We start from the raw sequence: 18,287 nt of genomic DNA, 5'->3' as shown, positions 1-18,287 counted from the left end.
CGCTTCCGCCTTGCATCTGAATGCTTCTCGTCGCTCAAAAGTTTGTTGGCTACGTTTTTGTATCAATAGCAAACAATGTTTGGTTCATTTAATGAACGAGATTGCTCTCCCATTTTTCACCATTCTCTTCCGGATTGGCGGAGGCGGGTTAGCATGTGGGTGGCTAGGATGAAGCCGACGGTCATGGAGATAGCGTCTAGGATGATGAGGTACCAGGTGTTGGTGAATCCTAGACGGGCGGAGACGGCGATTAAGATGATTGTGAGAGCTAGGCCAACGAAGCGGTTGTAGCTAATTCGAGATAGGATGATGACTAGTAGTCCTGGAAATAGTAACGCGGAAATTAGTTGGTCCCACATGGGCTCGCTCTCCTTTTCTTAGTTATCGCTTGTTAAGACGCGTGCTTGGATTTTGTTTGTTAAGGATGGTAATTCGGTTTTCTCAATGCCTTTTTCGGCCAGTAGATCAGGCAAGATTTCACGGATGAGGTATTTGACGCAGGCCATTTCGCGGAACTCATAAATTGTTTCTAGTGCCTCGCTGTAAATTTTGATGAAGGTTGGTTCTGGGTTGCCTTTTTGGATTTCGCCGAAGGATTCGTAGAGTAAATCTACTTTGTCTGCTACGGCTAGGATGCGGCCTTCTAGTGTGTCGTCTTTGCCTTCTTTTAGTAGGACGTGGTAAATCGCTTGGAATTCTTCTGGGATTTCGTTGTCAATGAAGTTGCGGGTCATCGTTTCTTCTACTTCGGAAAGCATTTCGCGAAGCTCGGGTGTGGCGTATTTCACGGGTGTTTTGATGTCGCCGATGAATAGTTCTGGGTAGTCATGATTGAGTGCTTTTTCATAGAGTGCGCGCCAGTTGACTTCTTGGCCTGCTTGTTCTTCGACATTACCTAGAAATTGGGCGACTTGTGTGACTTTGAAAGAATGCTCCGCTACGGAATGTTCTTGGTATTTGAACTTTCCTGGGCAGCGGTAAATGTTTTCTAAATCGGATAAACTACGAAAATATTGATGGATTCCCATTTTGTTTTCACTCCTCTTATTGTTCTTGTTTTTTATTGTCGGGATGCGTATTTTCGACTTCACGCATAATTAGCGCGGAACTAAAGCCTAATAAAGCAATAATCGCCGCGGAATATTGTCTGAAATTGTCTGCTGCAAAAATATAAATAAGGCCCATAAAAATCAGTGTGGTAACGATGCCCCATGTGAATAGCTTATGTCCCCGTGCACTGCCAACTTTCATCTCGGAGTAAATGCCAACGTAGCAAACGGCTTGGATTAAAATAAATTGGATAACGGATATGGTAATGACTGCTGTCAAATTATCGTTTAGCCATATTGTTGAAATAGAGATCGCTATTAATGCGATAATGCCTAATATAACGATGATTTTTTTGCCACTAGATAATTGCTTCATTGCTTTGCCCCCAAATGGTTTTCTTTTTTTCTAGTATAACGAGGATGGCTAGTGATAGCAACATATAGCACTTTATCAATGATAGATAGCAAAAAACAAGGAGGTGGTGCTATCCTTGTTTTTGCGTTGCTTATTGAAGTTCTTTTTCTGCTTTGGTTCGGAAGAGGATGGAGAGTCCGAAAATGGTGACGATGATTGTTGCGCCCATGTCTGCCATGATTGCCATCCAGAGTGTTAGGTAGCCGGTTAGGGCTAGTAGTAATGCCAAGATTTTGAGTCCTAGAGCGAAGGCGATATTGAAGCCTACGACGAAGCGAACTTTTTTTGCGATTTTGACTGTGAGTGGTAGTTTGCCTAGATGGTCTTGCATGAGAACGATGTCTGCTACTTCGATGGCGCTGTCGGTTCCTTTGCCCATCGCGATGCCGAGATCTGCGGTTGCTAAGGCCGGGGAGTCGTTGATGCCATCTCCGACCATTGCGATGTTGCCGTTTTGGTCGTGGAGTTGTTGGATTTTGGTTAATTTATCTTCTGGCAGCAAGCCTGCGTAGTAGTTGTCAATGCCGATTTCTTTGGCTACTTTTTCGGCGGTCTTCTCGTGGTCTCCAGTGAGCATGATGATGTTGGTGATGCCTTCGTGGTGGAGTTGTTGCACGAGCTGCTTGCTTTCTTTGCGCAAGGCGTCTTGGATTCCGAACATGCCGAGAATCGTGTTTTCAGAAGCAGTAATAACGACGGTGTAGCCATCTTGTTTTAGTTGGGCCACGTCTGCGCGCGCTTGTTCTGTCCAGCTTGCCTCGGGAATTTGTTGCTCATTTCCTAAGAAATATTGCTTGCCTTCAAAAGTACCGCCTAATCCTTTGCCGCCAACTGTTGTTAACTGCTCCATTTCAGCGAGTTTTGTGTCGCCGATGTGGTCCATGATGGCTTTTGCGATTGGGTGGCTAGAGCTTTGTTCCATCATGCCGGAAATTTGGAAGAAGTTTGCGTCGTCGTATGTGATTTCTTTTGCTACGACTGGTTTTCCTTCTGTTAATGTACCAGTTTTGTCGAACGCGATTTGTTTTGTTTTAGCGAGTTGTTCTAGGAAGACGCCGCCTTTGATGAGGACACCGTTTTTGGCGCTGCGGGTAATTCCTGAAACGATGGCGACTGGTGATGATAAAATGAGCGCGCATGGGCAACCGATGATAAGTACGGCTAACCCTTCGTAAACCCAGTGGCTCCAAGCGCCTCCAAATAATAACGGTGGAACGATGGTTACTAATACGGCGAATAACATGATGATCGGTGTGTAGTATCTCGCGAATTTATCAATAAATAGTTCCGTTGGTGTTTTCGTTTCCTGCGCTTCTTCTACAAGATGCAAAATTTTAGCTAAGGAAGAATCGGCGTATATGGCGGTGATTTCAGCTTTTAGTGTACCCTCATTGTTTACAGAACCACCGAATAAGGCATCGCCAACTTGTTTTTCAACAGGCATCGATTCACCTGTGATTGCTGCTTCATTTACTGAACTGCGTCCGTCGACGATTGTTGCGTCTGATGGAACCTTGTCTCCTGCTCGAATTAAAACGGTGTCGCCTAAACGTAATTGATCGATTGGCACTTCACTCGTTACGCCGTCTTTTAAAAGGTTCGCAGTTTTCGGTACGACTTTCAAAAGTGCAGCCATCGATTTGCGGGCTTGACGCATGCCGAAGCCTTCTAAGTATTCATTCACACCGAAAAGTATGGCCACGACCGTTCCTTCACCCCAGTCCCCGATAATGAAGGCACCGACTAGCGCTACGGTCATCAATGTGTCGATATTGAATTTCAAACGGAACAGGTTTTTAAGTCCTTTAAAGAAGGTTTGATAGCCGCTGAGTGCTGCTGCTACGAAATAAATACTGAATGTGCCCCACGTTGGCAAGTATTTATCAGTAAGCATCGCTACAAAAAAGAGTATGGTGGAAATGGCGATTTGAACGATTAGCGATGTGTCGCCATGATCATGATTGTGGTCGTGATCTTCGTGTCCGCCAGCCATTGGTGATGCTGCAACACCTTCTTGTTGTAGAATTTTTTCTACGTCCGCCATTGCCATTTTGTCCGAAATAACCATTTTTCCGGAGTTATACATGATTTTGGCGTCTTCTCCGTGTTTTAACTTCCTCATCTGCATTTCCATTTCTTGCGCGCAGTGTGCACAGGAAAGGCCACTTAATTTAAACTCAGCCATTGCTATTCCTTCCTCTCCGCATTATTGGTGTTCCACGTGCCTAATCGCTTGTGACAACAACTCTAACACGTGATTATCGTCTTGCGTGTAGTAAATCGTTGTCCCTTCGCGGCGTGATTTCACCAACCGTAAATTTTTTAAAAAGCGTAATTGATGGGAAACCGTTGTTTGGTTAAAGCCGAGCGTTCGCGCAATGTCGTTCACGGAGTACTCTTGGTCTTGCACTAAGTTCAAAATCTGAACTCGCGTTGGATCTGCCAATGCTTTAAAAATCTGAGTGACACCAAATAACGTTTCTTCACCTAACAATTGTTTGCTCTGTTCCATCTTCAACAACTCCAATTCTTATATATGTTCATATACGCATATAATATACCAAAAATGAGAACAAAGCAAATATTTGACGCTTATTATTAATATATGTTTATATACACATATATTAATATATTTCCATCCAAATTGCAAGTCCCATCCTTACTAAGTCCCATTATATATAAAATTACTGTATTTATGTAAAAAATGAGCCCTCTGAGCAAAATCATGATATAATTTACACAAAGGAGTGATAACATGCCAGATTTAAGCAAACGTTTGACTATTTTAAGGGAGAAGCAAGGCTGGTCAAAAGCTGAGACAGCAAGACGGCTTGGACTAAAAGCACCTTCTACATACGGCAACTGGGAATATGGTATCAGGGAGCCTGATTTGGATACCGTTCGCCATATTGCGACATTGTTCGATGTATCTGTAGACTATTTAATTGGTCAAAATAGCGAACCCTCTTATAAACCCGTTACAACGAAAGAGAAAAATGACATTGCGAAACGACTTGAAAAAATAGCGGAAGACTTACGCTACGAAGAGCACCAACATTTAAACGGTGAGTATTTACAAGAAGAAACAACAGAGTATATCATCGACTCACTCGAATTCACATTGAAACAAGCGAAAAAAATGAATAATTAAAATAAGGCGTTATATCAGCATTTTCAGTTGATGTAACGCCTTATTATATTTAGTTATTCAATTCTTCAATTTCGCCACTCTTCAAGTAAACAATCCATTCACAGACATTCGTTACATAGTCGCCAATTCGTTCTAAGTATTGCGCAACTAGCAATAAATACGAAATTTCTTCTAAATGATCCGGATCTTCTTGCATGAAATGGATACATTTTGTATAAATAACGCGCTGTAGTTTGTCGACTTGCGTATCACGAGAAGCAATTTCACGCGCAGCTTCTTCATCTTCTGCCAAATAGGCCTTCAAAACATCATGAACCATAATTTTAACGATGTCGCCCATTTCTTGAATTTCGGGAATTGGTTTCACGACTTTGCTACGGCCTACTAAAATCGTTGTTTTAGCGATACTCACCGCGTGGTCACCGATTCGCTCCAAGTCAGAGCTTGCTTTAAGAACGGTCACGATTTTGCGAAGATCAATGCCCACTGGTTGTTGCAAGGCAATGAGTTCGAATGAGCGCTGTTCTAAGGCTAATTCCATATTATTAATGGAACGGTCGCCCGCAATGACGTTCTCTGCTAGTTCTTGATCACGGTTTACAAGCGACTTCACTGCTTTGTAAATCGCCTCATTGACCAACATTCCCATTTCCAATAAGTGTTGATGTAACTCATCTAATTGTTCTGTAAAAATTTTTCTAACTGGCATATGCTTCGCTCCTTATCCAAATCGTCCTGAAATATAATCTTGCGTTTTTTGTTGTCCTGGATTTGTAAAAATGGTTGTTGTATCGGCAAATTCAATGATTTCACCGTTTAAGAAAAAGGCTGTTTCATCGGAAATACGTGACGCTTGTTGCATGTTATGCGTGACGATAACGATTGTGTAGTCTTTTTTTAGTTCCAAAATCAGATTTTCCATCTTTGCTGTGGAAATCGGGTCTAAAGCAGACGTCGGTTCATCCATTAAAATGACTTCTGGCTGAACTGCTAAAACACGAGCAATACAAAGGCGCTGTTGTTGGCCTCCGGACATGCCGAGCGCTGATTTATGCAGACGATCATGTACTTCATCCCAAAGTGCGGCTTGGCGCAAGCTGCGTTCGACGATTTCATCTAATTGCTTCTTGCTTTTCACGCCGTGCGTTCTCGGGCCATACGCGACATTATCGTAAATCGAAAAAGGAAACGGGTTTGGTTGTTGAAACACCATGCCGACTTTTTTGCGTAGGTTTACTGTGTCGATTTTAGAGCTTTGGATGTTTTCATCGGCAACATTGATTTCGCCCTTAATTGTTACATTTGGAATCAGGTCGTTCATGCGGTTCAAAGTGCGAAGGAATGTTGATTTTCCGCATCCAGACGGGCCTATAAGCGCTGTGACGCGATTTTTTTTGAAGTTGAGGGTTATCTTATTTAATGCTTGTTTTTGACCGTAGAATAGGTCTACGTCTTTTGTTTCGATGACGTATTCGGTTGCGGTTGCTGGCATTGGGGCGCCTCCTTCATTCGATAATTTAATTAACCAAAATTACCTGAAATATAATCTTGCGTTTGTTTGTTGGATGGATTCGTGAACAATGTCGATGTATCCGTAACTTCCACGACTTTTCCAAGATAGAAAAATGCAGTGTAATCAGAGACACGAGCGGCTTGTTGCATGTTGTGCGTGACAATGATGATTGTATATTTCTTCTTGAGTTCATGAATTAAATCTTCAATTTTACTTGTGGAAATCGGGTCCAAAGCCGAAGCTGGTTCATCTAGAAGCAATACTTCTGGTTGCATCGCGATGGCACGGGCGATACAGAGGCGTTGTTGTTGACCGCCAGATAAGGATAGCGCGCTTTTGCCTAAATCGTCTTTTACTTCATCCCAAAGTGCTGCGCTGCGTAAGCTTTGTTCTACGCGTTCAGCTAGCTCGGCCTTATTTTTCATGCCATGACGTTTCAAGCTAAAAGCGATATTTTCAAAAATTGATTTCGTGAACGGGTTTGGCTTTTGAAACACCATGCCGATTTCTTTGCGGACGTTATACAGGTCCACTTCTTTGCGGTTAATATTGATGCCGTTATATAAAATTTCACCTTCCATGCGGCAGCCATCGATTTCGTCGTTCATGCGGTTCAATGCGCGAAGATACGTTGATTTTCCGCATCCGGATGGGCCGATTAGGGCAGTTACTTGGTTTTCGTGGAATTCTAAGTTCACACCTTGAATGGCGTGATTGTCTCCATAATATACATGCAAATCGTTTGTTGCCATTGCGGGCGCGCCAGTCATTACGATTTCTTTCGGTTCGTTAATCGCAAATGACATATTAGTCGTTGCCATCATTGTCAAAAACTCCTTTTTGTCCGCCAAATCAGGAAGACGTCATTTTTTTGAATACGAATTTTCCTAGAATGCGGGCTAAAATATTGAAAAGTAAGACGGAAAGAATGAGTACGGCAGATGCTCCCGCGGACACGGCTACTGCATCGGGCATGATTCCTTCGCCATTAATTTTCCAAATGTGAACTGCTAATGTTTCTGCTGGACGGAATAAGTTAAGCGGTGATGTCGGATTCATCGGGTTCCAATCGCCAAAGTTAAGTGTCGGCGTGCTTTGTCCTGCAGTGTAGATTAATGCAGCGGCTTCACCGAATACACGGCCTGCTGCTAAAATAATGCCTGTTACGATAGCTGGAAGTGCAGCTGGAATTAAAACGCGAGTAATGGTTTCCCAACGTGATAAGCCAAGTGCCAGCCCTGCTTCTCGTTGCGTGCTCGGAATGGCGTTTAGAGCCTCTTCGATAACACGAATAAGTAGCGGTAGATTAAAGATCGTTAGCGTTAGAGCCCCTGAAATAACGGAGAAACTCCAACCCATTTGTAATACGAAAACCAAGAAGCCGAACAAACCGACAACGATAGATGGTAAGGAAGAAAGAACTTCGATGGTTGTACGGATAAAGTCGGTCAACCAATTTTTGCGGGCATATTCGGCCATATAGATGCCTGCGCCAAGTGCGATTGGAATCGAAATGAGCATCGTAATGAACAACATGTAAAAGGAATTCCAAATTTCTGGACCAATCCCACCGCCAGCTTTAAACGATTCGGGTGGTGAAGTTAGGAAGTGCCAGCTTAGATGCGGAACGCCACGAACTAAAATGTAGCCGAGTAATCCAGCCAAAATCACGACAATGAGTACAGCGATGAGATAGAAAACCGTGGTGGCAATTTTATCTTTTGTTTTTACGTTCATTTGACCTTCCTCCTACGACCGATAAAGCGGATCATTATGATAAAGAATAGGGACATGGCAAGTAGCACCATTGCTAGTGACCATAATACGTTATTTTCTAGCGTTCCCATGACGGTATTTCCCATTCCCATTGTTAAAATACTTGTTAACGTGGACGCCGGTTCGAATAACGAAGTCGGAATAACCACGGAGTTTCCGATAACCATTTGTACTGCTAGTGCTTCGCCAAACGCCCGAGCCATCCCAAAAACGACAGCTGTTAAAATACCAGGACGCGCACTACGCAAAATTACTTTCCAAATCGTCTGCCAGCGCGTTGCACCAAGGGCAAGCGAAGCCTCACGATAATGACGTGGTACCGAATGAATCGCATCCACTGTCAAACTTGTCACAGTCGGCAAAATCATTACAGTAAGTACTGCCGTTGCTGCTGCGATCCCGAAACCACTTCCGGAAATATGTTCGCGAATAAACGGAACGATAACACTAAGACCAATAAAACCATAAACGACCGACGGAATCCCAACAAGCAATTCCATAACAGGCTGCAATATTTTCTTCCCAAATTTAGGCGAGATTTCTACCATAAAAATAGCTGCCCCAATCGCAAGTGGTGCTGCAATACATGCTGCGAGTAAAGTAACACCGAAAGAACCAATAATCATCGGCAAGGCGCCAACAAGTGGATTTCCGGCCGCATCTGTTTTCGAAGGGTTCCAGTCTGTTCCTGTTATAAAATCAACAAAGGAAACATGATTTACAAAAAAAGTAGCCAAACCTTTCGAAATAACAAAGAAAAGTATGGATGCTGCTGCAATCACCATTATGCTGATGCAGATAAATGTGATGATTTTCCCCCTTTTTTCAAGACGGGCTTTTTTGGAAGTTTGTGTTAATGCTTTTTCTCTTGCCTCCACAGTCCTAACTCCTTTCCGAGCGTTGGTTTTTACCCCCAACACACGGGTATGCGCCTACCTCGTTTTTGAAGTAGACGCTTCCCCATATTTACTTTTATTTAACGTCTGTTACTTTGCCGTCAGCGGAACGTTCTACTTTCATCGAGTGAATCGATTGGTAACCTAATTGTGGTACTAGGTCGTTTTGAACGTCTTCGCTAGTGATGTATTTCAAGAATGATTTAGTTAATCCTTTTGGCTCACCGTTTGTGTACATGTGCTCGTAAGCCCAGATTTTCCAATCGTTTGTTGCTACGTTTTCTTCTTTTGGTTCTACGTTATCAAGTGAAAGTCCTAGGATTGAATCGTCAATGTAAGAGAATGCTAGGTAGCTGATTGCTCCTGGAGTTTCGCTTACGATTTTACGAACAGTACCTGAGGAATCTTGTTCTTGTGCTTTGATTGGAGTCGCACCATCTAAGCCCCATTTTTCAAAAGTAGCGCGTGTTCCGCTTCCTTCTGCACGGTTGATAACTGTGATTTTTTCGTCTTTACCGCCAACTTCTTTCCAGTTTGTCACTTTACCAGTGAAGATGTCGATTAATTGTTGTTTTGAAATGTTTTTAACGCCAACGTCTTTGTTTACTACTGGAGCCATGCCAACTACTGCTACTTTATGATCGACAAGTTTAGAAGCATCAACGCCATCTTTTTCTTCAGCAAAAACGTCAGAGTTACCAATGTCCACTGCACCTTGTTGTACTTGTGTTAAACCAGTACCTGATCCGCCACCTTGTACGTTGATTTGTGCTTTTGGATTTTCAGCTGTATATTGTTTCGAAGCTGCCTCGACAAGTGGTTGCAATGCTGTTGAACCAACTGCTGTAATCGAGCCTTCGGTTGTTGCGCTATCTTTTGTACTATTCCCGTTTGCTTTATCTGATGATGAACTTGAATTTCCACATCCTGCAATGATAAGTGTGAATGCTGCCAACACAGCTACTAGTCCTAATAATCTCTTTTTCATGAAATGTAAACCACCTTTTTTTCGATTTAACTTACATGTTTACTATACCTTCCCACAGTTAAGGTCGTATGTAGCTAATGTTAAGAGAATGTTAAGATGGTTTTTTTGTAAATTTATTTAAAAGAAAATGACAAAAAGACCGCAGAATGGGCGGTTTCAGCTTGGTTTTATGTAAAGAAAAACGCAGACCATTGTTGGAGGCCTGCGCTCTTTTTTTGTTTATCGGGGAAGTATGACTGTAAAAGTCGTGCCTTCTCCTTCTATGCTTTCGACGTGAATTTGACCGCCGCAGCTTTCCACGATATGTTTCACGATGGAAAGTCCTAGACCTGTTCCGCCTGAATGACGGCTGCGTGCGCGATCTACACGGTAAAAACGTTCAAAAATACGATCGATATCTTTGACTGGAATACCGATACCGTTGTCTGTGACCGTGATTGTTACTGTTTCATTTGCCATGTTTTCCATTACGCCTACGGATACTTCTCCATTTTGCGGCGTATACACGATAGCATTGGAAATTAAATTGATTAAGATTTGCTGCAAACGATCGCGCTCTGCTTGAATCATGATTGGCGCCGCTAGGTTTGGCGGAATGAGCTGGATTCCTTTTTCTACGGCTAGCGCACGGACGGTGTCCATCGTCGCAATGACCACATCTTCTACATCGACTTCTTCAAGATTCATCGAGACGTGTTTCTGCTCAATCCGCGATAACTCTAGAATGTCCATGATTAAGCGGTGCAATCGGTCGCTCTCTTCTTTAATAATCGTCAAAAATTTCTTAAGCAATTCTTCATCGTACATCGCGCCATCAAGTAACGTCTCTGCAAAACCTTTCAGCGCAGTGACCGGTGTTTTCAGTTCATGCGACACATTGGCTACGAATTCAGAACGTACATTTTCCAAACGGCGAATTTCCGTAATATCGTGAAGTAACACAATCACGCCAGTAATACTACCCGTCCGCGATAAGATCGGCGACACATTGGCGTCTAAAATCTGTTCGCGTGGGAAGTAAATCGTAATTTCTTCTTGTTGGAACGTTTTTTGATCCATACATTGATCGACAAGTTGGGTCAACGCGAAACTTTTTAGGACTTCGTAATAGGCTTTTCCGGTCATGTCTTTCTCGCCGATAATTTGTTCCATCATCGGGTTGGTCATCACGATTTGTTTGCGTTGGTTGATAAGCATGACGCCGCTCACCAAATTTTGCACAATGCCGCTTAGCCGTTGTTGATTTAACTCGATTTCTTGCATTTGTTTTTCGAGGCTTTGCGCTAACTGGTTGACACTGAGCGATAAATCATGCAGTTCGCCGGTTGTTTTACCGGTAATTCTACTATAGTAACGATTGTTCGCCAAATCCATCGACACGTCAATAATCTCATTGACCGGCCGCGTAATCCGACGGGAAATAAAGAAACTAATAAAGCCAATAAACACAAGCGCCAAGCCAAAAATCAATGCCAAGCTAAGCCACAATTGATGTACCGCGTTTTCTACTGACTCTAATGAAATCGAAATCCGCAAAACTCCATCCGTCACACCGTTATGCGTGATTGGAACGGCCACGTAAAGCATGCTATAGCCAAGCGTCGAGCTTTTGCGTGTTGCGATGCCTACATCTTTGCCATCTTTCAGCACTTCTTGAACTTCCGGTCGATCCATATGATTCGGCAAGCTGTGCGGGTCTTCTTTCGTATCCGCCACAACGCGACCACTCTGATCAATGACCGTAATCCGCGCTCCGATTTTATCTTCTAACGGTTTTAAATCCGCTTGAATTTGATCGGCATTTTTGTCCAAATCAATGTCTTCAAGCTTGGTCGTCGTCAGTAAAATCTTCGCGTCATCCTGTAATTGGCTCTCCTTCATGTGCAAATAAACGCCGCGCATCAATTCCCCAGAGAAAAATCCAACGACCACCATGACCACAAAAAATAAGATAAAAAAAGACAGTCCTATTCTTAGCCACAGTTTTTTCATGATTTCACGTTCTCCATCTTATAACCAAAACCACGAATCGTCTTAATATACTGCGGTTTCTTCGTGTCCGCTTCAATCTTGTCGCGCAAATGGCTCACATGCACATCGACAATCCGCGTCTCACCAATATAATCATAATTCCATACCGCATCCAACAACTGGTCTCGCGAAAAAACTTTCCCGCGATGATTCGCCAAATATAACAATAACTCGAATTCCTTCGGCGTCAAATCAAGCAACTCATCCTGCAAATACACCTCGTAGCTCTCCGTCAAAATTTTCAAATCACCGACATGTAGCGCTTTTTCTTTCGGCGCCACTTCCGGCTCAACTTCCGCTGACTTCCCAGCACTCCGTCGCAAAATCGCTTTAATCCGCGCCACAACCTCACGAGGACTAAACGGCTTCGTCAAATAATCATCCGCGCCAAGCTCCAGCCCGATAATTTTATCCAACTCATCGTCTTTAGCCGTCAACATCAAAATCGGCGTCTCCACCTTATCTTGACGTAACTGTTTACAAACCTCAATCCCGTCCATTTCTGGCAACATTAAATCAAGCACAATCAAATCTGGTTTTTCCGCTAGGGCAAGTTCATATCCCGTCCTGCCATCTTCCGCCGTCACCACATCAAATCCCGCTTTTTCAATGTTAAATTGTAGTAAAGTTACAATAGAAGACTCGTCATCCACTACTAAAATCTTTGTCAACGCCTTTTCCTCCCCGTTCATAACGCGCGGCCTTTACAAACTTGCCACAACTTGTTATGTACTCTTCATCTAAAATATAGCACGAATTTACCATCATCGGGTAGAAAACACTTCAGATTAACACAATCTTAAAAAAGCTACCTCGCTTCCACCATGAAAAGCCCCAATTCAAAAGAGTCCCCTTCATGTAAAGCCGTCTGCACAATGCGCGGTTCGCCATTATTATCCTGCACTTTCAACTTACAATACGCGCGATTCTCATTCAGCGCCTCATACAAATCCTCACGATTTCGAACCGGCTGCCCATTCACTTCCAAAATTTTCTCACCAGGCAAAAGCGACATCCGACTCGCCGGCGTATTGTCACGAGCGCCCAAAATCATAATTCCATCTGGCTGTGGCGTGAACTTAAACGGAGCATTACGCTCATCCGCACGATGGCGATACGAAACCCAGAACCGTCCAGCAATCGCAACAACAAATCCTAGCAACGTCAGAATTGGCACCACAATGCTCACAACACCAATAAGCGCTACAACAATGGCAAGGCTTGTTAGCCGAACCGCCAATTTATGAGCGGCTTGCGCTGGCAACTGCGACTGCACCTGCTGTTGAAAGCCAATCACAAGAGGCAATACCATGAGCGCAAACGACTGATTCCCAATTTGAAAAACAGGCCACCAATCAAATAACATCGCAAAACCATGTCCAGGAATAAAACAAACAAGCGGCACAAACCAAAGCCGTCTCAACTGAAACGCGCCGACCAATTTTCCACGTCCACTTTTCCGAAGCATTGGAGACGCATGATTAGCCCCCGAAAACTGAATCAAAAATGCCTCTACAGCTAGCAATAAAGCCAACAATAATACGAGTACAATCATGAAATTATCGACATATAAATCCCGCAATGGCAACATTTGGTCCACAAACGGCGACAAGTCCAAATTGAAATAATATACGGCATAATAAGCCAAACTCGTAATCCCAATCGTATACGCCGTCGAAGCCATCCGAAACAGCCCAACAAGCAATAATACAATCATCACAACATTAAAAATCGCAATCCACGTAACCGTCAATGTCAGTCCAATGAAAAACGTCACAATCGACAACGTCAAACCAAACAGCAGTCCAATACCAAAGAAGCCCTTTAGTTCCTGCCAAGGCGAATGAATACTAACATGAAATGCTTTTCGTTCCCATCTAATCCGGCTAAATCCCGCGACAATAACGAGAAGTATCGCCACATATAGCGCTGGCTGAATAAATAAACTTCCAATTCCTTTTGCAATTTCGCCCAGTATGTCCAATCTCACTCACCTCTTTTATAGTATAGGAGAAAGTAGGCGCGATACTCCTTCCTTCACCTTCATCCAAATCGATCGCTCCGCATACAATTCCGCAGTTAACTGATATGATTTTAAAATATCTTGCAAGAAAATGTCTTCTAATTTCTGCGCGATTTTTTTCTCATACAAAAACGCATTCACTTCAAAATTCAAACGGAAACTACGAAAATCCATATTCGCCGTTCCAACTGAAGCAATTTCGCCGTCAACAACCAATGTTTTCGCATGAATAAAACCATTATCATAAATATAAACTTTAGCGCCACTCTCAATCAACTCGCCACAATAACTCGTCGTCGCCCGGTATACAAATGCATGGTCCGGCTTATTCGGAATCATTAAACGAACATCGACACCAGACAAAGAGGCAATTTTTAAAGCTTCCAATAAACTGGCATCGGGAATAATGTACGGCGACTGCAAATAAATCGATTTCTTCGCTGAATTGATCATTTTAATATAACCATTCTTGATTTGTTGCCATTCTGAATCAGGGCCACTTGATACGATTTGCATACTTGTTTGCCCTTTTCCATGAAATGACGGGAAGTAACGCGTTTGATAATCTAGTTTTTGACTAGCGGACGATGCTGAATTCCAGTCCATGATGTAACGCGTCTGCATCGCAAACACCGCTTTTCCACGAACACGAAGATGCGTATCACGCCAATATCCGAAACTTTTATCCAAGCCCAAATACTCGTCGCCCACGTTAAAGCCACCAATATAGCCAATTTCTCCATCAATAATTGCCAACTTACGATGATTCCGATAGTTTAACCGAAAATTAATCAGCGGCAACTTCGAAGGAAAGAACGGCCAGACTTTCACGCCATGACTTTTTAAATCGTTCCAAAAAGACTTTTTCGTGGTCCGACATCCCATCGCGTCGTAAATAACACGAACGTCAAGCCCTTCCTCCGCCTTTCTAATAAGCGCGCTTTTCAAACGTTTTCCAAGCGTATCAGAATGAATAATGTAATAAATTAAATGAATATGATCCGTCGCCATCTCAATATCTCGCAACAACGCATCAAATTTCTCATGTCCATCCGTAAACAGTGTTACTTCATTATCTTGCGTCAAAATCGCACCATCGTTGACTAGTAATAAATAAATCAAATCACGATGTTTCGCTACATTCCGATCACTAAATGGAAATTCCTGTTGCCTAATCATACTAATCTGATTATCCGTCGACTCGCGCAACCCGATTTTCTCCTGTCCCTTCCAGTCGAAAATTTTACGATGCGATAACTTACGCCCAAAAATTAAATATATAATGAATCCAATAACTGGTATGAATGTTAGAACTAACAGCCACGCCCATGTTGCCGAAGTGTCACGTCGTTCTAAAAACACCATCACGGCAGCAAATAATACGTTGATAAGCAACAACACAATCAACAAAACTACCCAAATCCCCATAATGAACCTCCCAATGATATTGCTACTATTTTATCATATCATAAATAAGCTTATATTTATATTTATACATATATGTACTACTAAGAACAATTCTACAAAGCATAAAGAAAAGCCGAAGACACCTACTCACCTTAATGGGTAAAATGTACATTCGACTTCATTCAAATTATATTTTAGATATACGGCGTTGGATCAACTGGTACACCGTTTTTGTGAATTTCAAAGTGTAAATGTTGACCTGTTGATTGGCCAGTGGAACCCATGATACCGATTCCTTGGCCTTGTGCAACGCTCTGGCCTGCAACGACTTGTAAACTACCCGCGCGCATGTGACCGTACAATGTTTGGTAACCATTGCCATGATCGATTTCTACGACATATCCGTAACCGCCGTAACCACTTCCTGGTGCTCCGAATCCTGAGAAGACAACGGTACCGCCTGCTGCTGCGTAGATTGGAACACTTCCGCCTGCTGCGATATCTTGTCCTTTATGAGATTCGTGTTGGCCGGTCACTGGGTTTGTTCGATCGCTGAATCCTGATGTTAAAATACCTGCTGCTGGTTTGATGAACATTCCTGTGGAAGAACCACTACTAATTGATGGAATAGACACGGTTTCAGATGGTTGCTCAGCTGGTGTTTCCGTTCTAGTCATTGTTTTAGAACTTGCTTTGGCTGTAGCCGCCTTTGCTGCTGCTTCTTTTGCCGCACGTTCAGCACTTGCTTTTCTGGCTGCCGCTAATTCCAATGCTGCTTGCGCTTGGCGATCTTTTTCTGCTTGGATATTGCCTGCTACTTTTTGTTCGTCTGCTGATAATGCACCTTGTTTAGATAGCAAATCGTTTTTTTGTTGCTGTGTTAAGTCTTTTTCAGCCGCGATTGCTAAAATTAGCTCGTCTTTTTGACTTTTTTGGCTTTCTAGATTGTTTTTCGAAAGTGCGATTTCTGTCGCTAGTTTTTTAAGGCTCGCTAGTTTGGTTTCTGTTTCTTTTTGTTTGGAGCTCAGTTTGTTTTCATCTTTCTTTTGTTCTGCCATGATGTCTTTATCGGCGCTTACTAATGTCGTTACCATTGTGGCACGATCGATGAAGTCGCTGAAATTGTCTGATGCTAGGATGACATTGACATAGGCTTGGCTGTTGCCATTCACTTGAATAGCGCGAGCGCGGTCTTTCAATAAATCGAAACGTTCTTGAATATTATTTTGTAATTCTTTAATTTCACCTTTAAGTTTCGTTACTTCGGCATTAGTTACGGCTACTTCTTGTTGTTGCTTTTGCAATTTGGCATTGGTTTCTGTAATGCTTTTTACTAAAGCCTCTAACTCTGCTGCAGCACTTACTTGTTTACTTTCCAAAACGGATACTTCATGTTCTTTTTCGTGTATGCTTTCATCGATATTTGCTTTTTGTTGTTGTAGCTCTTGTTGTTGTTTTTGTAACTCGTTTAAATCGGCGGCCAAAACGTTGACTGGCGCTCCACTAAAGAGTCCAACTGCTACAGTTGCAATGATGCTATTGCGGATCAATTTCTTATATGTCATTCACAGTTTCCTCCTAATTCACTTAAATAATACTAATTTTACCAGCTTGATAGTTATAAAAAAGTACCTCCGGCAACATGTCGCGCAAAGGTACTTTTCTTTTTTCAAAAAATCTTATTAGAAGTTAGCTACACGGCCAAAACCTACTAGAGATTGTGCCCAGAAGCTACTTGATAGGCTATCGATACTAACGCCATTGTTTTGCGCGTTAATCATTTTGCCGCCGCCGATGTAGATACCAACGTGAGCGATTCCACTACCATAGCTGAAGAATACTAAGTCACCTGGTTTTGCTTGGCTTGAGCTGATTTTTGTAGATGCAGCATATTGTGCACCTGATGTTCTTGGCAATGAAATTCCTGCTGAACGGAAAGCGTAAGAAGTGAATCCAGAGCAGTCAAATGAACCTGGTCCAGTTGCTCCTAGTGAATATGGCTTACCTAATTGTGCGTATGCAGTTGAAATCATTGCATCATATCCTGAACCAGTTGGTGCTGGTAGGTTGCTGCTGCTTGAGTTATTGCTTGTTGATTTTGAAGATGATGAGCTCTTAGATGAAGATGATGAAGAGCTGCTTGAGCTAGTGCTGTTTGAGCTCGAGTTAGAGCTGCTTGAGTTATCAGAGCTTGATGAGCTGTTATTGTCATCAGAAGATGTTGATGATGAAGCAGTTTGTGTAGCCGCTGCTGGTTGAACAGTAGTCGCTTCTTTTGCTGCTGCTGCACGAGCTGCCGCCGCTGCTGCTTCTCTATCACGTTGTGCAACTAAAGAAGATTTTTCTTTCTCCGTTGTTGCTTGTTGTGCTGCTAATTGTGCTACTACAGCTTCTTTTTCAGCTTTTTGAGCTTCGATTTTATTTTGTTGTTGTTCGTAGCTTGCGATTGCTTTTTGTTGTTTCTCTTGTTCTTTCTTCACTGCTGCTGATTTTTCTTTTAGAGCATCTTCGTCTTTTTGTTGCTCGTCAAGGATTGCTTTATCAGAGTCAACGATTGTGTTAACTGCAGATACACGGTCAACTAAATCGCTGAAGTTATTTGCGCCAAGAACTACGTCAAGGTACACATTTGAATTAGAGTTCACTTGCATTGAACGAGCGCGCTCTTTCAATACTGCTTCACGTTCTTTAATACGTTTGTTAATTGATGCGATGTCAGCATTCAATTTCTTTAATTGCTCAGCAGATTTGTTAAAGCTAGCTTGTAGCTCTTTTGATTTCGCTTGAGCAGATTCTAATTTACCCACTAAAGATGAAAGGTCTGCTTGTAAATCAGCTTTCTTAGATTTAAGATCGTTCAACTTAGCATCTTTCTGTTGGATGTCCGTGTTCACGTCTGCAAATGCATTCGTTGTAAAAACTGGTGATAAACTGATTACAGCTGCCATTGATGCAGCGATTAGTGTATTTTTCTTCAAAGATTTTACCTCCTAAAAAGCTCCCTAGGCTTTTCTTTCGTTTAATTTTTTTATTATTTT

At 42.5% G+C, this 18,287-nt stretch carries 18 protein-coding genes; 1 reads left to right on the top strand and 17 read right to left on the bottom strand.

The genetic code is table 11. From position 1 onward, the window contains the following. Positions 1–116 precede the first annotated feature (116 nt). The 5 genes from EP57_RS16715 to EP57_RS13065 all read right to left on the bottom strand — a co-directional run bounded on the left by EP57_RS16715 (position 117) and on the right by EP57_RS13065 (position 3,976). The gene (locus EP57_RS16715) at positions 117–359 is read right to left on the bottom strand and encodes a CsbA family protein (protein WP_077916868.1); all 243 of its coding nucleotides are present in this window, start codon (positions 357–359) and stop codon (positions 117–119) included. Between the two features lie 18 nt (positions 360–377). After that, on the bottom strand, positions 378–1,028 hold the full coding sequence (locus EP57_RS13080) for an HD domain-containing protein (protein WP_036087377.1): 651 nt from the start codon (positions 1,026–1,028) through the stop codon (positions 378–380). 16 nt (positions 1,029–1,044) lie between these two features. Continuing rightward, complete coding sequence (locus EP57_RS13075; protein WP_036087375.1) at positions 1,045–1,425, bottom strand: hypothetical protein; 381 nt, start codon at positions 1,423–1,425, stop codon at positions 1,045–1,047. 130 nt (positions 1,426–1,555) lie between these two features. Beyond that, complete coding sequence (locus EP57_RS13070) at positions 1,556–3,649, bottom strand: heavy metal translocating P-type ATPase (protein ID WP_036087373.1); 2,094 nt, start codon at positions 3,647–3,649, stop codon at positions 1,556–1,558. 21 nt (positions 3,650–3,670) lie between these two features. Further along, positions 3,671–3,976: an ArsR/SmtB family transcription factor gene (locus EP57_RS13065; RefSeq protein WP_036087372.1), complete on the bottom strand. Its 306-nt coding sequence runs from the start codon at positions 3,974–3,976 to the stop codon at positions 3,671–3,673. Between the two features lie 243 nt (positions 3,977–4,219). On the opposite strand from EP57_RS13065, the gene EP57_RS13060 reads away from it, so the two are divergent. After that, positions 4,220–4,615, top strand: a complete 396-nt coding sequence (locus tag EP57_RS13060) for a helix-turn-helix domain-containing protein (RefSeq protein ID WP_036087371.1) — start codon at positions 4,220–4,222, stop codon at positions 4,613–4,615. Positions 4,616–4,664: 49 nt separating this feature from the next. On the opposite strand, the gene phoU is transcribed toward EP57_RS13060, so the two are convergent. The 12 genes from phoU to EP57_RS13000 form a co-directional block, all read right to left on the bottom strand. Then, entirely contained in the window at positions 4,665–5,324 is a 660-nt protein-coding gene (phoU, locus tag EP57_RS13055; protein ID WP_036087370.1) for a phosphate signaling complex protein PhoU, read from the bottom strand. 12 nt (positions 5,325–5,336) lie between these two features. Continuing rightward, positions 5,337–6,107 (bottom strand): phosphate ABC transporter ATP-binding protein PstB, encoded by a 771-nt coding sequence (gene pstB, locus EP57_RS13050; RefSeq protein WP_036087368.1) that lies wholly within the window; start codon positions 6,105–6,107, stop codon positions 5,337–5,339. A gap of 29 nt (positions 6,108–6,136) precedes the next feature. After that, a complete protein-coding gene (gene pstB / locus EP57_RS13045; RefSeq protein WP_036087566.1) occupies positions 6,137–6,934 on the bottom strand; it encodes a phosphate ABC transporter ATP-binding protein PstB in 798 nt (265 codons plus the stop codon). 46 nt (positions 6,935–6,980) lie between these two features. After that, positions 6,981–7,865 carry a phosphate ABC transporter permease PstA gene (gene pstA / locus EP57_RS13040; RefSeq protein WP_036087365.1) on the bottom strand — a complete coding sequence of 295 codons (885 nt, stop codon included), beginning with the start codon at positions 7,863–7,865 and terminating at the stop codon, positions 6,981–6,983. Beyond that, complete coding sequence (pstC, locus tag EP57_RS13035) at positions 7,862–8,782, bottom strand: phosphate ABC transporter permease subunit PstC (RefSeq protein ID WP_036087363.1); 921 nt, start codon at positions 8,780–8,782, stop codon at positions 7,862–7,864. Before pstC ends, pstA begins: the two co-directional genes overlap by 4 nt. A gap of 94 nt (positions 8,783–8,876) precedes the next feature. Beyond that, entirely contained in the window at positions 8,877–9,788 is a 912-nt protein-coding gene (locus EP57_RS13030; RefSeq protein WP_036087362.1) for a phosphate ABC transporter substrate-binding protein PstS family protein, read from the bottom strand. Positions 9,789–10,007: 219 nt separating this feature from the next. Then, positions 10,008–11,780 carry a two-component system histidine kinase PnpS gene (gene pnpS / locus EP57_RS13025; RefSeq protein ID WP_036087360.1) on the bottom strand — a complete coding sequence of 591 codons (1,773 nt, stop codon included), beginning with the start codon at positions 11,778–11,780 and terminating at the stop codon, positions 10,008–10,010. Next, positions 11,777–12,490, bottom strand: a complete 714-nt coding sequence (locus EP57_RS13020) for a response regulator transcription factor (RefSeq protein WP_114982995.1) — start codon at positions 12,488–12,490, stop codon at positions 11,777–11,779. Before EP57_RS13020 ends, pnpS begins: the two co-directional genes overlap by 4 nt. Positions 12,491–12,627: 137 nt before the next feature. Continuing rightward, on the bottom strand, positions 12,628–13,803 hold the full coding sequence (locus EP57_RS13015) for a PDZ domain-containing protein (protein ID WP_036087357.1): 1,176 nt from the start codon (positions 13,801–13,803) through the stop codon (positions 12,628–12,630). Positions 13,804–13,818: 15 nt separating this feature from the next. After that, entirely contained in the window at positions 13,819–15,270 is a 1,452-nt protein-coding gene (cls, locus tag EP57_RS13010; protein WP_036087356.1) for a cardiolipin synthase, read from the bottom strand. A 173-nt stretch (positions 15,271–15,443) separates the two neighbouring features. After that, positions 15,444–16,799 carry a murein hydrolase activator EnvC family protein gene (locus tag EP57_RS13005; protein ID WP_036087565.1) on the bottom strand — a complete coding sequence of 452 codons (1,356 nt, stop codon included), beginning with the start codon at positions 16,797–16,799 and terminating at the stop codon, positions 15,444–15,446. Positions 16,800–16,931: 132 nt separating this feature from the next. Further along, entirely contained in the window at positions 16,932–18,227 is a 1,296-nt protein-coding gene (locus EP57_RS13000; protein WP_036087354.1) for a C40 family peptidase, read from the bottom strand. Positions 18,228–18,287: the final 60 nt, after the last annotated feature.

The organism is Listeria booriae (genome assembly GCF_000766865.1).
GTDB lineage: Bacteria > Bacillota > Bacilli > Lactobacillales > Listeriaceae > Listeria_A > Listeria_A booriae.
Note: the sequence above shows the minus strand (reverse complement) of the source record. Positions and strands in the feature narration are given on the sequence as shown.

Excerpts from the sequence above, each read along its gene's own strand:
- EP57_RS13080 (WP_036087377.1), bottom strand. The coding sequence starts at position 1,028 with ATGGGAATCCATCAATATTTTCGTAGTTTATCCGATTTAGAAAACATT.
- EP57_RS13060 (WP_036087371.1), top strand. The coding sequence starts at position 4,220 with ATGCCAGATTTAAGCAAACGTTTGACTATTTTAAGGGAGAAGCAAGGC.
- pstA (WP_036087365.1), bottom strand. The coding sequence starts at position 7,865 with ATGAACGTAAAAACAAAAGATAAAATTGCCACCACGGTTTTCTATCTC.
- EP57_RS13075 (WP_036087375.1), bottom strand. The coding sequence starts at position 1,425 with ATGAAGCAATTATCTAGTGGCAAAAAAATCATCGTTATATTAGGCATT.
- EP57_RS16715 (WP_077916868.1), bottom strand. The coding sequence starts at position 359 with ATGTGGGACCAACTAATTTCCGCGTTACTATTTCCAGGACTACTAGTC.
- phoU (WP_036087370.1), bottom strand. The coding sequence starts at position 5,324 with ATGCCAGTTAGAAAAATTTTTACAGAACAATTAGATGAGTTACATCAA.
- pnpS (WP_036087360.1), bottom strand. The coding sequence starts at position 11,780 with ATGAAAAAACTGTGGCTAAGAATAGGACTGTCTTTTTTTATCTTATTT.
- cls (WP_036087356.1), bottom strand. The coding sequence starts at position 15,270 with ATGGGGATTTGGGTAGTTTTGTTGATTGTGTTGTTGCTTATCAACGTA.
- pstB (WP_036087368.1), bottom strand. The coding sequence starts at position 6,107 with ATGCCAGCAACCGCAACCGAATACGTCATCGAAACAAAAGACGTAGAC.
- pstB (WP_036087566.1), bottom strand. The coding sequence starts at position 6,934 with ATGTCATTTGCGATTAACGAACCGAAAGAAATCGTAATGACTGGCGCG.
- EP57_RS13065 (WP_036087372.1), bottom strand. The coding sequence starts at position 3,976 with ATGGAACAGAGCAAACAATTGTTAGGTGAAGAAACGTTATTTGGTGTC.
- EP57_RS13030 (WP_036087362.1), bottom strand. The coding sequence starts at position 9,788 with ATGAAAAAGAGATTATTAGGACTAGTAGCTGTGTTGGCAGCATTCACA.
- EP57_RS13070 (WP_036087373.1), bottom strand. The coding sequence starts at position 3,649 with ATGGCTGAGTTTAAATTAAGTGGCCTTTCCTGTGCACACTGCGCGCAA.